10 protein-coding genes are annotated in these 13,424 nt (G+C 52.1%); 6 read left to right on the top strand and 4 right to left on the bottom strand.

From position 1 onward, the window contains the following. The first annotated feature begins 2 nt into the window (after positions 1-2). The 3 genes from ACR0CW_RS16235 to ACR0CW_RS16225 are packed head-to-tail and all read left to right on the top strand — an operon-like array spanning position 3 to position 3,153. On the top strand, positions 3-1,508 hold the full coding sequence (locus ACR0CW_RS16235) for a tripartite tricarboxylate transporter permease (protein ID WP_480788601.1): 1,506 nt from the start codon (positions 3-5) through the stop codon (positions 1,506-1,508). Then, entirely contained in the window at positions 1,508-2,857 is a 1,350-nt protein-coding gene (locus ACR0CW_RS16230) for an acyclic terpene utilization AtuA family protein (protein WP_480788600.1), read from the top strand. Before ACR0CW_RS16235 ends, ACR0CW_RS16230 begins: the two co-directional genes overlap by 1 nt. After that, complete coding sequence (locus ACR0CW_RS16225; RefSeq protein ID WP_155148168.1) at positions 2,854-3,153, top strand: DUF4387 family protein; 300 nt, start codon at positions 2,854-2,856, stop codon at positions 3,151-3,153. Before ACR0CW_RS16230 ends, ACR0CW_RS16225 begins: the two co-directional genes overlap by 4 nt. Before the next feature lie 575 nt (positions 3,154-3,728). Here the strand turns inward: ACR0CW_RS16225 and ACR0CW_RS16220 are convergent. Continuing rightward, positions 3,729-4,421, bottom strand: a complete 693-nt coding sequence (locus tag ACR0CW_RS16220) for an MOSC domain-containing protein (protein WP_480788599.1) — start codon at positions 4,419-4,421, stop codon at positions 3,729-3,731. Between the two features lie 368 nt (positions 4,422-4,789). Here ACR0CW_RS16220 and ACR0CW_RS16215 point away from each other — a divergent pair, with 368 nt between their 5' ends. Both ACR0CW_RS16215 and ACR0CW_RS16210 read left to right on the top strand, forming a co-directional pair. Then, positions 4,790-5,215, top strand: coding sequence for a GFA family protein (locus tag ACR0CW_RS16215; RefSeq protein ID WP_480788598.1), 426 nt, complete (start codon positions 4,790-4,792; stop codon positions 5,213-5,215). A 1,531-nt stretch (positions 5,216-6,746) separates the two neighbouring features. After that, on the top strand, positions 6,747-8,075 hold the full coding sequence (locus tag ACR0CW_RS16210) for a response regulator (protein WP_480788597.1): 1,329 nt from the start codon (positions 6,747-6,749) through the stop codon (positions 8,073-8,075). 329 nt (positions 8,076-8,404) lie between these two features. Here the strand turns inward: ACR0CW_RS16210 and ACR0CW_RS16205 are convergent, their stop codons facing one another. From ACR0CW_RS16205 to ACR0CW_RS16195, 3 genes are all read right to left on the bottom strand, one after another. Then, on the bottom strand, positions 8,405-8,782 hold the full coding sequence (locus ACR0CW_RS16205) for a DUF6331 family protein (RefSeq protein ID WP_480788596.1): 378 nt from the start codon (positions 8,780-8,782) through the stop codon (positions 8,405-8,407). Positions 8,783-9,815: 1,033 nt separating this feature from the next. Continuing rightward, on the bottom strand, positions 9,816-10,487 hold the full coding sequence (locus ACR0CW_RS16200; RefSeq protein ID WP_480788595.1) for a PDDEXK family nuclease: 672 nt from the start codon (positions 10,485-10,487) through the stop codon (positions 9,816-9,818). A 1,228-nt stretch (positions 10,488-11,715) separates the two neighbouring features. Continuing rightward, on the bottom strand, positions 11,716-12,231 hold the full coding sequence (locus ACR0CW_RS16195; protein ID WP_480788594.1) for a hypothetical protein: 516 nt from the start codon (positions 12,229-12,231) through the stop codon (positions 11,716-11,718). Positions 12,232-12,373: 142 nt separating this feature from the next. On the opposite strand from ACR0CW_RS16195, the gene ACR0CW_RS16190 reads away from it, so the two are divergent. Beyond that, the gene (locus ACR0CW_RS16190; RefSeq protein WP_480788593.1) at positions 12,374-12,595 is read left to right on the top strand and encodes a hypothetical protein; all 222 of its coding nucleotides are present in this window, start codon (positions 12,374-12,376) and stop codon (positions 12,593-12,595) included. Positions 12,596-13,424: the final 829 nt, after the last annotated feature.

The raw sequence follows: 13,424 nt of genomic DNA, 5'->3' as shown, positions 1-13,424 counted from the left end.
CCATGGATCTCTTTACAAATCTCGCAACGGGCTTTGGCATAGCCCTAAGCCCATTCACCCTGATGCTGGCCGTTTTCGGCTGTTTCATCGGAACCATTATCGGAGCGCTTCCGGGCCTTGGTCCGTCAAATGGCGTTGCGATCCTGATCCCGCTTACGTTCTCAATGGGACTGGATGCCACCAGTGCACTGGTGCTGATGACCGCAGTTTACTATGGCGCCATGTATGGTGGCCGGATCAGTTCGATCTTGCTGAACATTCCGGGCGACGAACCGGCGCTGATGACGACGCTTGATGGTTATCCGATGGCCAAGGCCGGACGGGCGGGCGACGCGCTGGTCATATCCGGTGTGGCTTCGTTCACCGGCGCTTTTCTGTCGACCATCGGCTTGATGCTGCTGGCCCCTATGCTGGCGCAAGTCGCCTTCAAATTCGGACCGGCAGAGTACTTTGCTCTATACCTTCTGGCCTTCGCAACCCTTGGCGGCATCGCCTCGAACAATCAGGCCAAGGCGGCGATTGCGTCGTGCATTGGTCTGGGCATCGCCATGATCGGAGTGGACAACAACTCCGGCCTGCCGCGCCTGTCTTTTGGCAATATGCACCTGTTTGATGGCATCGACTTTCTGGTCGCCATCGTTGGTCTGTTCGCCATTGCCGAGGTGTTCTTCTTTATCGAAAGCCATGGCAAAAACACCTCAATCGGCGTGAAGCTCGACAAGGTTACGGTTCCGTGGAAGGAAATCTGGTCCACCAAGATGACCCAGCTTCGCGGATCAGTGATCGGGTTTATTGCCGGCATCTTGCCCGGTGCAGGTGCCTCGCTTGGCTCATTCCTTGCCTACATGACCGAAAAGTCGGTAGCCGGCGAAGAGGGCAAGTTCGGAACAGGCGTTGCCAGAGGTGTTGCGGCACCTGAGGCGGGCAACAATGCCGCTGCGGGTGGCGCTCTGGTTCCGATGCTGACCCTGGGCGTTCCCGGGTCCGGAACCACCGCTGTTCTGCTGGCGCTTTTGATGACACTCAACATCACACCAGGTCCGACCTTGTTCACAGAACGGCCCGAAGTGGTCTGGGGGCTGATCGCCTCACTTTTGATTGCCAACTTTGTGCTGTTGTTGATGAACGTTCCTATGGTGAAGATCTTCGTAAAGATCCTGAGCGTTCCGCCCTGGATTCTGCTGCCGGGTGTCACCATGGTCAGCTTTGTAGGCATCTACTCGCTGTCCGGCAGCTATTTCGATCTGTTGCTGATGGTGGGTTTTGGTGTGTTGGGCTGGATCCTGCGAAAGCTGGATGTGCCCACGGTGCCGATCATTCTGGGCATCCTGCTCGGTGGTCATATGGAAGATAGCCTACGCCGCGCCATGGTGCTGTCGGATGGTGACTGGACCTATCTGTTCAGCTCGGGCATCGCGATCACGCTATGGGTTGTGGCCGTGCTTGGTTTCGTTGCCCCGATGTTCCTGCGCAATGTTCTGAAGAAACCACAAAGGATCACCGACTAATGGTTAAGGTTCTCATCCCCTGCGGTGCGCTTGGGCTTGGTTATGATCCGGCTGCACTTGCTCGGGGCATCACTCAGAAACCTGATATCATTGCAATCGATGGGGGGTCCACTGACAGTGGACCCCACTACCTTGGAACGGGGACGTCGAAGTATTCGCGCGGGTCCACCAAGGCTGAATGGCGAGAGCTCATGGCGGCTCGGGCCACGGCCGGCGTGCCGCTGGTCATTGGCACTGCAGGGACATGCGGTGCAGATGACGCAGTAGATTGGCTGGTCGATATTACGCGCGAGATCGCAGCGGAGACCGGCGAACATCTTAATCTGGCCATCCTAAAGAGTGGGCAAAATCCGCAAGAGATGTCACAGGCCTTCCGCGAAGGTCGGATCAGCGCCCTTCCCGCCGCGCCGGAAATTGACGAGAAAACCTTTGCCGCGTGCAGTAACATTGTGGCACTTGCAGGGGCCGAGCAGGTTCAGGCCGCTCTGGACACAGGGGCCGATATTATTATCGCCGGTCGCACGACAGACACCGCGATAATCTCGGCGCTGCCATTGGCACGTGGTTGCCACGCCGGAGGCGCATGGCACGGCGCCAAGATCGGCGAATGCGGTGCGCTGGCCACAACCAGCCCGAATTCAGGCACCATCCTGATCGAGTTCGACGCGTCCGGATTTACGGTAACACCAATGGGTGCCGAGGCACGTGCTACGCCGCACACGGTTTCCGCCCATATGCTCTATGAAAACTCGGACCCCTACATCCTTCATGAACCCGGCGGCTATCTCGATGTGACGAAAGCAAAGTACGACGCGATCGATGACCGTCAGGTAAGGGTCGAAGGCAGCATCTGGGTCGAAAGCCCCGACTACACGGTCAAGCTGGAGGGCGCGAAACTGGCCGGTTATCAGACCGTTTCTCTCGCACTAGTGCGTGACCCGCGATACGTTGCCCATATCCAACAGTGGTGTAACGATATTCAATCGCGCTGCACCTCAAAGGCCAAAGAGCGTCTGGACGGAGATTTCACTATCGAACTTCGGCGTATCGGGGAAAACGCAACACTGGGTGAGTTGGAGCCCGACGGTGTAGCAGGAACTGAAGTAGGAGTTCTGGGCATTGTAACCGCAGAGTCAGAGACCCTGAGCCGCGAAGTCGCCAAGATGCTGAACCCATATCTTTTGCATCACCCGCTGACTGAACAGGAAGAAATGCCAACCTTCGCATTTCCCTTTTCACCTGCCGAAATGTCACGTGGCAAAATCTACGAATTCTGCATCAATCACGTTCTAAATCTGGACGACCCGATGCAGGCATTCAGCCTTCAAGTCGAGGAGATCGGCGGATGAGCAAGCTTGGAGACATCGTTTACAAGGTACGGTCCAAAAACGCGGGTCCGTTCTGGCTGACCATAGATGTTTTCTGTGGTTCGCCTGAGGTGTTCCAGCGTGTCAGCAACGGTCTCGACACCGATGTACTGGCATCCTGTCTGCAATCTGACGCCGATACCCTGAAGCGTTTCGACATAGCTGATCTGAATGTAGTGAAGATCAGCATACCCCGCCCCGCAATTCAGGGGACCGTATATGACCGGGATATGCACGGGGCATCATTTGCTCAGATCATAAGCCAGATTGAAATCTGAACTCTGCAAAACGCCTTCCTCTGTTTGTGGAGCGATTTCCAACCCCATACTCGTGTCCGCAAACGGGAGCGATGTGGGTTGCGACCGCGGCATCCGGAGCGCCAGTCAAAGTGGACTGGTCGTCAATTGCCGCACTACCCAAGCGGCTTGATAGACGAAAGTCATGTAAGGGCTCAAACGGCCTTTCTGGGGTCACCCCAAGAATGGTTGGACTGAGCCGCTGCTAGTGTTTAGTAGCGGCTTAGTCCATATGGCACTTGAATAGAATTGGCGGACCGCGGTCCTACCGCCAGGAATACGCAGTTCGCAACTTGCTGCATTCGCGAATTCTCAAGGTTTAATGGAGGTTAGCAAAAGGGCTTAAATTACCCGTCTATACCTGCTGCACAAAACGTCCGCTCTGAGCCCCGACGTACCCAATGCAGTAGGTGGAACAAATAGCGGGGAAGTACAGAAATCGGATATTGAATGTGAGGCTTATCGCTCAAATATCCTGATCATCCTCGCTTCACATCGCAACGAGAGAGAGCGATCGCCAGCTGGCGTGTATAGTTCAACTCCTCCTACTCCGTCTTTCATCCTTCCAGCCGTTTGCTCTGATCTTCCAGCAGGTTTCCCGATGCCATTTTCGCAAATGCTTGGCGCCATCCATCCGCCAGTTCTGGCATCAAAGCCAGGGTTTCCGCTTCGCCTTGTGAGGTCTGTCTGGATAATCGTGCCAAAGTAACTCGCTTTACGGTCCAATCAGGTTGAGGGCGCTCCAAAACTGTCACCTCGTCGCCAGCACCCGCCGCACCGTGATCCAAAACCCGGTAGTACCAACCCGTGCGGCCGGTCTTTTGAAACCGATAGGCCATGCGCTTGTTATTGGTATATTCGGACACTTTCCAACAAGGTTGACGGCCCTGGCTAATCTGAACGGTTGCGCTTCCCAGCTTCAATATATCGCCTATGCAGAGGATGTCTTCCGTCAGGCCATGGGTCGCAATGTTCTCGCCGAACGCTGCTGGAATTGTGCCATCGGGAATCTCTCCTTCCGCAATCCAGAGCGGATAATGATCTGTTGCATAGTGATGAATAGCTTTATCGCGGCCGCCGTGGTGTTTTAGATCTGCTTGCGCATCGCCCGTGAAACCTAATTCGTCGATCTTCTGCCGCCCATGGACAGTAGATTTGCCAATGGCGGAAGGTGGCCGGCCCTGCCAACGTTCTCGAACCTTTCCTAAAAACACTCCGTCAATCACGACCGTTTGGAATTTGGCAATCATACGCGCACCTGTTCAAGCAAGATTCTGAAATTCATCTTTTCTGTTGTTAGCTGGTGCCGCGAAGCGTGCAAAGCCACCATTGAGAACAAAGCTTCAACGACGGCGACATCCCGCAAAGTCGACCTTCACCTGGCGGAAGTGAAGGTTCGGAATCTGCGGTTCGCGACTTGCTGCACGCGCGAAAGACCGAAGCTTGATCAAAGGCGACTTTGGGCTCTTTCGGCCAGTCAGGGCGCATTGCAGATAGCAGCGGCGTCGAGCCCAAATCGACCTTAAATTCCGACGTTTTCCGCTGATGAAACGTCCCAAAATATCCATCTCAAAAACCGCCTGCGTCCTATATTTCCGGAGGTTTGGAGGAAAATCGAATGGCGACGCGTGGGTATTGTCTGTGTAAAAAAACAAGCTGGATCTACCGGGGTGATCAAACATGGGCATGCTATTGCCACTGCGATGACTGCCGCCGGAATTGTGCCGCGCCGGTGGTTGCGTGGTTCGGTGTGCCAATAGAGGCCTTTGAATGGACCGGCGATAAACCTCATACTTATGAAAGTTCCAAAGGCGTTTTCAGGCACTTTTGCGGGACGTGCGGATCACCCATTGGATTTGAAGCTGATCACTATCCGGGCGGTATGCACCTCTACGCTGCGTCGCTCGAAAATCCGGAAGATTTCAAACCGACTTTTCACGTCAACAAGCAAAGCAAGTTGCCTTGGCTGCAAATGACTGATGAACTCGACGCGTTTGAAGGCACATTGCTACACACCCCTAACGACCCAGACGGATATCAGTAGATAGGGAAGCGACCTGATTTTCCAAATGGCAGCTTTGTTGCGCGCACTCGCCTTTCGTCGTCAGTATGTCCAATGTCCGATTTGCGTGGTCTACAGCGCGCCGCATATGCGAAGAATAGAAGCCTAGTCGACGGCAGGTAGACTAAGCTTGTAAGCAAACCAACCGTGTAGTTTAGCAAAAAAAAGAACCTTGATCCCTTTTGCAGCAAAAGTCGGCTTTGCGCTCCGTATCAACACCTGAAAGTGTCTTCAGCCCAGCGCAAGCCAAATCGTCTGCGTCAGACTTGCGAACTGCCCCGGAAGAAATCCGAGGCCGTTTCTCATATCACCAGCCCAAATGACCTATTAAAACGTTTAGGTCATGTGGCGTTCCATCTGACATTACCTATCCGCACATGAAAAACCTTTTTGTATCAACACACTATTATCACATTGGCGCGGTAAACTAACCAAAAATTTCAGAATGAATTACCTTCATTTAGTGAAGCGATCGAAGGCTTCGCCGCCCCTCCTTGAACAGCAAATCGTCACTCGGTTGCTCTAGGCTTTGCTAGAGTCCGAACCAACAATCTGAATAGAAGCGGCGTATCAATGATCCGGCGAGCCACCGTTCGCCGCAGCGTTCTTGAAAGTTGGTAGTGCGGGACAAAAGCACCATTTCGCTGCGGCCGCACCAAGGTCATGTTTGCAGCGTTTTGTCCCCAGATTTCGTCGCACACACAATCAGATTATTCATTTCAAGGGAACTTACGGGAGCCAGTTCTCATGTCCTAGCTTGTCCAGCTCCCACAAGTATTTGTCCAAGCGTCAAAAGAAACCCGACCCCTGTCCGCCCAATTCCTAAGGATAGTCGACCCGCTGGGTCGTCTCTTCGTAAACAACAATTGGGGGCTCTTGTGCTTTCTCGTCCAAACAACTTGTCAGAGCACTGGAATCAGATTGTTCCTGAAACGCTCTCGGCGCTCAATGAACAAAACCAGAGCCACAGCCGTTCGCCGGGCCGATTACCAAGGTTATCTGCCGGGCTGCTGTCTGCCGGACTTGTGACCTTGGTTCTGTTGCCCTTCACGTCGGCCTTGCCTGATGCCTTTACAAATGACCTCACGCCACTTTTGGATGTGTGGTTAGTGTTTTTCACGGCACTAGTCGTATTCTCCGCCGCAGCGGCAATTGTATTGAGAGGATCGACTTGGAGGGCCGTTATTGGGCGAGGGTTGGCCTGTCTTAGCACAGCGCTCATTGTGTCGCCCGTAGGCCTGTCTGTCCTGTTCGTATTGTACCTTCAAGACTGGGTATCACTCGCTGACGGAATGGTCATTGAACAGGTCGGAAGTACGGCTGCGACTTTAGTTGGCGGTATCTTCTTCGCCAATGCTGTCGCTTTGGGATTGGCCTTTGGCTGCGCGTTCTTGCTGGTTCGATGGCGACTTTTGCAAGCCCGTCCGAAACCTTCCATCTCACCCTATGCAATTCAAACAGCAGTCCAGTTTCGGGAAGGACCGACACTTGGAGTGTCTTGGGAGCAACTAAAATGAACATGCCCGTCACCGACATCTCGCACGGCGTTGAAAGAAAGCTCGAACCCATGAACCCAATTCGTGCCCTAATTGTTGCACCGGATGAGGCGCGATCGACCATTCAAGAACTTGCGTCGCAGCTCAAAGGAATTGAAATCGTTGGCGTCGCGTACAATTTGAGAACAGCCAAGCAGATCCTTGACCGCACACAGCCCGACTTACTTCTGGTGGATGTCATGCTTCAAGGACTTCGCAGTATCGACGTGATTTCTTACGCCTCCACAACACTGCCAGATCTCAAGATACTCGCGCTTAGTCCGGCTGATCCACCTCATGATCGTGTCATCTTAGCCATTCAAGCAGGTGCTCTTGGGTATGTGTGTAGGAATGCTGAAGCCGATGAAATTCAAGGGGCCGTGGCTGAAGTGCTCAAAGGCGAGCCTTATCTTCCCACCGATACCACAATGGATGTTTTTAAGGACGTTGCTCCCGAGCTCGCGGCTTCCGCCAAAGAGCGATTGAACTTCATGTTCCAGGCGTTGCTCGGGTTCATTCCCGCCGCAGGGCTTATCGCGGCAGTTACCGGTTTCCTGTGGCGCGAGTATTGGGGGCAGATCGGTGTTCGTGTGGTGGACATCGGTGTGGATGCCAGCACCCGCGTAACCGAGTTTGTACTCACATTTCTCGTACTACTGGGAATCCTCGGGCCGCTCCATTTTGTCAACAACTGGAAAGATGCATTAAGTTCATGGGCAAACCGTCGCGCCCGACTTCGTAAGTTGGGCAAAGACCTGAAGCCCATAAAGATTGGTCGAACGACGATCGGAAGCATCGCTGCGAACGAAAGAGTCCAGTGGTTGGCGATTGCTGCCGTGGTTCTTGCAATCACAATTCCACTGGATTTTTCTGGCGGTAGAATCCTGACCATCATCATAGGAGCAGTCGTTGCGCTGGTGTTGCTCGCAAATCTATTCTCGCTGGACGACTATCTACCTGATTGGCTGCGCCCATCCAAACAACATATCGGTAAGGCACTGTTTATCGACGGTATGTTATTCCTAGTTTTGTTGCTTATATTGAGCGCCGAAGTTTTTCTTTTGGGCCCAGATCTGCGGCAGGATGGATTGCACGGGTTTCTTGCTCCGAAAGTGCTTGATCTTTCCGCACGACCGGTCGTTTTGACGGACTTGAATGGGACATTTGACCCGATGGAGGCGCTATATCTTGGCGGCAACGCGGATTTGTATGTTTTGTATGACCCCTGTGACGAGGTCGTGCGAATGGTCCCCGTTGGCTCTTCACGGGTGGAACATATTCCGCAAGTTCAGTGCAGCCCCAAATGAAATTGAGAGATTCGGCCTGAGTACCGTCTTGCAAGTGACTCATTGTAGGTTGTCTACGGTGCTGAGAAAGACGAAAAGTTCTCGAAAAATCTTGGTGAACAAGGGGCTGCTAAGGGCTCTATCCTTCTATCGACACCTCCAGCAGAGAATGGCAGCGCCGAGCCCTTACCTGACCTTTGACAGCACCCAAAGTCTCGCTCGTGCAGCAAGTCGCGAACCGCTCATTCCGGATGTTCAAACCAAGTTTCAGATGGCTGGTGAGCGGGACAAAGCGCCAATTCGCTGCGATTGCGCGAATGGCTGTTTTGTTCAGTGTTTGAAAGAAGCAGCTAGGAATTCCGCAGCCTATCCCAAACGAATACTGGATGGCGGTCATCCACCTTCTCTGTGTCGAGAACAGCAATAGCTAGAGTTGTCTGTTGCTCAAGTATTTCTGCCAATTTGTCGACTCTTTGACCTGACAGCCGTTCATTGATTTCGTTAATAGTAATGCCACGCGCGCTCGCGCCATTTGATCCGTAATTAGCCTTCAATGTCTTGGCTTGTTCAATAATCTCCTTCGCAATGCGTGATGGGTAGCGAGGCTCGCGGCTTAGACAATAGGAGGCAATGTGTATCGGAGAGAAGTCGCAAGCGTCCAATCCGCAGCATTCAATCACACAAAGCTTCGCGCAGTATTGAGCGAGAGTTTCAAGGTGACTTTTCATCGGCTGACCTGGCAGTAATGGTATCGGTCTCATTGCAACTGAGGTAGGCTAAAACTCCTTTGCCTTCAATCCAAGATCACCGCATGCGGACATTCTCTGCTGTGGGTTCAGATAGGTGGTTTGAGCCCATTCCTGCCGTTTAGCGAGCTTCCGTCTTTCGCTCATGCAGCAAGTCGCGAACCGCACATTCCGGACGTTCAAATTCCGGTGTTAGATGGCAGGTGGGCGGACCAAAGCGGGCGTTCGCTGCTTGCGCTGTATAGGCGGCTACGAAATCAGCCCAAAGTGCACGATCAGAAATTCGATGTAAGTGGGTTTGGCACAGCTTGTGCTCCATAAGCTACCAACATAACTTCGGCGAAAATTTAAGAAGGACAGTTGATGGCAGGTGTATTTCTAGGGTCAGTTCCCGGTGCATACTTCAACGCAGTTTTGATGTGTTATTTTGTGAACTTATTCCGACAGCATGGGCTAGTATTCAACCCAGGGAAAGCCATGAAATTAATTTGGCCCGTTTTCAAGGCAATGCTATTGGGCTTCGTACCGGCTGTGATTTTAAGTGCAGTTATTCAGCAGCTTATACCATCTTTGGTTAACGCTCCACTTTTGATAGTCCCGCTAGGGGCATTGGCGAGCGCAGTACTACTTCACCGTACGTTTCTGACTGAGATCAACAACAACAGAAATTGGAATATTGCAATTGCGATACTGGCTGTGGTCCAAATCGCTCTCTTAGGATTCTCATTGTTTCAGCTTCAAAGTTCATTGTGAAAGCCAAGAACTCATCTTAGACGAAAAGCAACCAGAATGAACATCTCAATTCTCGAGCAACACTCTCTTCGAACAGTCGCTTTGTCCGCTCACCAGCCATCTGAAACTTGGTTTTGAATGTCCGGAATGTGCGGTTTGCTGTCCGCTGCATGTGCGAAAGGTGGAAATAGGACCAACGGCAGATTGGGGCTCACTGCCGATGTGAACGCGATCATGAGGGCCAAAAAAACTTTACTACTGCGCTCGCCTTGTCTTTCAGCAATCATTGAATTCGCCCCACTTTCACCAGGGACGAGGGAGAAATTACCGCATGGTCGACGCGCTCCAGAACGCCAGCCATGATCAAGCGGACCAATGCTCGAAAACCCCGTGGCCCGAGACCAATGCGTGATGCAAGCTCTGACATCTCCACAGCCCCAATCAACTGAGTTGCCAGTTCTAACGCTGCGGCATCGGCAGCATCGTCTACTTCTCGCACACTCCTAAAGAGCCTGGCATTCCGTAGATCAACGATGTCTATGCACTCGTCAGTTAAAACTCGCACCTCGTCGACGAAACCAAAGTTTATGGCCTGACTCGCAAGTTTTTGCGTTTCTAATAGAAACTTGTGTTGTCGCGCTCGCTTGGCTGGCTTTACGATCAATGCCGAGGTCTTGCCACTTTGCAAACCAATGACAAAGTCAAAAAAGTGGGTGCGAGTGCGCCCGTTATCACGCCAATCAAATCGGACCTGTTCTTTGAGTTCCCGTACATTAGGATCGGCGTCCAGGATTATTGCCCACTTGTATTCGAGATCTGATTCAACAACGACCACTCGTTGACCATCATCGCATGCGACAACGAGATGACCAGAAGCGTGACCGCGAGACGAAATTGGCGGCATGCGTTCTGCCGATGAGGGCGCCGGCATGCATGCCTTTGTTACTGTGTGCACCAGTGCGTTCCTTTTGGTAACAGAAATCCCTACGCCGCACTGGAGGTGCGGTGCTTGGATCACAAATTTGAATTGGAATACCGATGACGCTTGAACATCCGGAGCCCAATTGGCACACAGATTTCACTCAATGAGACGCCCTCGGCGGATCGAAAGACGCGTGGATTGTTGGCGCAATTCACGCGTTTTTTTGTATTTGCTTGAAGCTCTCCGTGCAGCCGTTGTTCGTGGAGAAATTCCCAGAACCGCCCCGTGATCTCAAGACTTTATAAGTTTGGTTTGAATCCCCCCCTTGACAGGGATTCGCGCGGTCTCGCAACCTCACCCTGGGGAATTTAACAAATAAAAATCAAAGCGTTATTCCCAGCTTTAGATGGGTTAAAATAGCTACTCATTGAAACGCATGTTTTGAGCTGATTTGTTCATAATATTCATTTCAACTCTGGACGGGGCAAAAAAAGCAATAATGTTACCGACGCAATTGTTGCTTGAACCACACAAATCGAGAAAAACGTACGGAAAAACCATAAAAAATCAAATTTTTGATAGGGGTTTTCCGCAAGCGGAAAACACTGACTTAAGTCAAAAGTCTCTCTTCGCCTGCCTGTCACAGCGAAGTTCCAAGGTACAAACACTTGGGAATGTAATGGCCTCGCACAAGAGCCGATTGAGCAGTCGACTTTAAAGAATTGTTCTTACCATTACTTAACCAAGTAACCCTTCAGGCCAGATCCGCTAAAGTTCAGCAGACAGACACTTAGATCCACGTGCTATCCGGTGCATTTTGAATGTTGGACAGGGACCCATGTTAGGCCTTGCGCAGTTTTTTTTCGGTCAAGGCTTGAGATAGGGAAGTCCCAAGTCAAATTGTGGGATCCGTATCACACAGACACCCGTGGCGCCTGGGTTTCGCAGGTTCCGAACTCGAACAATCTCTATTATCGCGGGCATCTCGCCCCTTTTAAAAAACTCAACCTGAATTGCCTCAACGCCTTTCCCTGACGGCGGCAACCAACTGGGTTCTGTTCGACTACCTTGAGCATCGCCTTTACCGAAAATCTGCGCATCGCGCTGTCTAACCGAAAGCGAACGTCTTGTCCGCTAACGTTCGGGTTCTCATGGATTTCCTGTTGAACCGGACCGGAAAGCAGCCAAGTTGAAAACTTTACTGAGCTTTTTCGTTCAGTAGTGAAGCCTATATGACTTAGCCGCAGGTGTAGTCTTTCCGTTACCCTTTCGCCATCCCGGCGCGCCATGCATATGCAAGATCAGCCGCATCAGGTCCTGCCCGGTGAGTTGTTGGTCGGTTCGATTTCGTTTTGTAGACGCGAGACAACACCGAGGATGCTCGATTGCCTCTGTCTGAGAACGTATTCCAGGCCGCTTGGTCGAAATCCCCGATCCGTGGCCCGGATCGGCTGAGCAGACGATCAAGCCATCTCTGATCGAAGTCTGGAGCGTCGGAGATCAGAGTGTTTTCCTGAACGATATCCAGCAGCCAGTCGGACACCTCATCCGCGTCTGATCCGGTGGTAGTAACGGCTGAGTACTGCAAGCCATGCACCATTTCTGACTTCGGATCCCAATCGTTTGGATCCCACTCCACGCGCGGGATGATCAATCGGCTTTTGACGACGACTTTTCTGCCTTCGAGCCATGCCATTCCGACCTCGATTGGCCAGCTTTGAGAACTCAGAGACGACGCCTCAAAATCGATGAAGATGTTCATAAAGTCGGAGTCCATGAAATCGACAAAGCCTGCGCCCGTGGTATGCAGACAACTCAATTCTGTATATCATAGATGGATTGTTAGAGAGCGTATACAGAACCAACGCGTGTGTGCGCTCGGAAAGTTCCGCCAAAGAAAACAAGCGGAGGATCGTTTGATGCGTGAAGAAACAAACAAACGTGTGATGGCCGCCCTCGAGGGCCACCTTGCACCAAGCGACCTCACTGACGAGGAACATGGGATTTGGGCAGACGTTTTCATGCAACAGATGGCGAATCCAACCCCTGCAGAGGGGGCTTTCTTTGCTGAAAGGCGTCGCAAAGGCCTTGGTGTCGGGCATGATGAAGGCGGAAGTATCGTTCACGCCTCAAATCAATGAACAATCAGAAAGAATGGATTTAAGCGGCCGGAATCGGCGTTGAAGAAGAGCGCCGACGTCTCAATGAGAATGGCCCGTGGCTTGAGCGATATCGAAAAGCTTGGCTCGAGGAAAACCGTTTCACCTTTGCCACGCGAGGGGAATTGCATAATCAGCACACGCACCCGCTTGCTGAGATGATCGTGGGTCCGCAATCAGAAGAAGCAAATGTCGAAACCGAGCAAAACACTGGCGAAGATACTAAGGCATGAACCGCGCTGGCACCCGGCTGAGCATCGAAGATGCTGTACAGGATTGTCGAAGAAAACGACAAGAAGCGATTTACGATCTCAGATTATGGAAAGCTGATTAGAACAGCGCAAGTGCATTCGGTGAATTGAAACCAATCCCGCTCAAGAACTGTATCTCTGCAAGCTCTTCTCAGGTCCCACAACGCCAAGCAAACATACCGATCTGCAGTTTGGGCGGAAACCGGTAGTTCACCGCGTTCGCAACAGACCGACGGACCGGAGAACAAGCGAAATTTGATCAACAGAGCCGTCTGGATCCTGCCAGTTCCAGCCTTGCAACGAGGTGTCGAGTGATGTCGTCGACCGTATGTTGGGACCGGATAGGAAAATCTGGAAGCCCGAAGAAAAAAAGCTGCACCCCGCGATACTGGCATGGCATCGGGACAACATATTTTGTCAAATGGCCGCCGAAGGTTCCGCTCCTTGGGAATAATTATTAACTTGCGAATATGAAAAACTTAATTTCCCGCGGCATATCGAAGGCCCTTGGCCGTGGCAGACCACAGCCACTTGAAAACTCAGGGGCTATTCCGGAGGAA

Source organism: Ruegeria sp. CH6 (assembly GCF_056537005.1).
This window is presented reverse-complemented; position numbering and strand designations above follow the sequence as displayed.

Excerpts from the sequence above, each read along its gene's own strand:
- ACR0CW_RS16205 (WP_480788596.1), bottom strand. The coding sequence starts at position 8,782 with ATGAAAAGTCACCTTGAAACTCTCGCTCAATACTGCGCGAAGCTTTGT.
- ACR0CW_RS16230 (WP_480788600.1), top strand. The coding sequence starts at position 1,508 with ATGGTTAAGGTTCTCATCCCCTGCGGTGCGCTTGGGCTTGGTTATGAT.
- ACR0CW_RS16190 (WP_480788593.1), top strand. The coding sequence starts at position 12,374 with ATGCGTGAAGAAACAAACAAACGTGTGATGGCCGCCCTCGAGGGCCAC.
- ACR0CW_RS16225 (WP_155148168.1), top strand. The coding sequence starts at position 2,854 with ATGAGCAAGCTTGGAGACATCGTTTACAAGGTACGGTCCAAAAACGCG.
- ACR0CW_RS16215 (WP_480788598.1), top strand. The coding sequence starts at position 4,790 with ATGGCGACGCGTGGGTATTGTCTGTGTAAAAAAACAAGCTGGATCTAC.
- ACR0CW_RS16235 (WP_480788601.1), top strand. The coding sequence starts at position 3 with ATGGATCTCTTTACAAATCTCGCAACGGGCTTTGGCATAGCCCTAAGC.
- ACR0CW_RS16195 (WP_480788594.1), bottom strand. The coding sequence starts at position 12,231 with ATGGACTCCGACTTTATGAACATCTTCATCGATTTTGAGGCGTCGTCT.
- ACR0CW_RS16220 (WP_480788599.1), bottom strand. The coding sequence starts at position 4,421 with ATGATTGCCAAATTCCAAACGGTCGTGATTGACGGAGTGTTTTTAGGA.
- ACR0CW_RS16210 (WP_480788597.1), top strand. The coding sequence starts at position 6,747 with ATGAACATGCCCGTCACCGACATCTCGCACGGCGTTGAAAGAAAGCTC.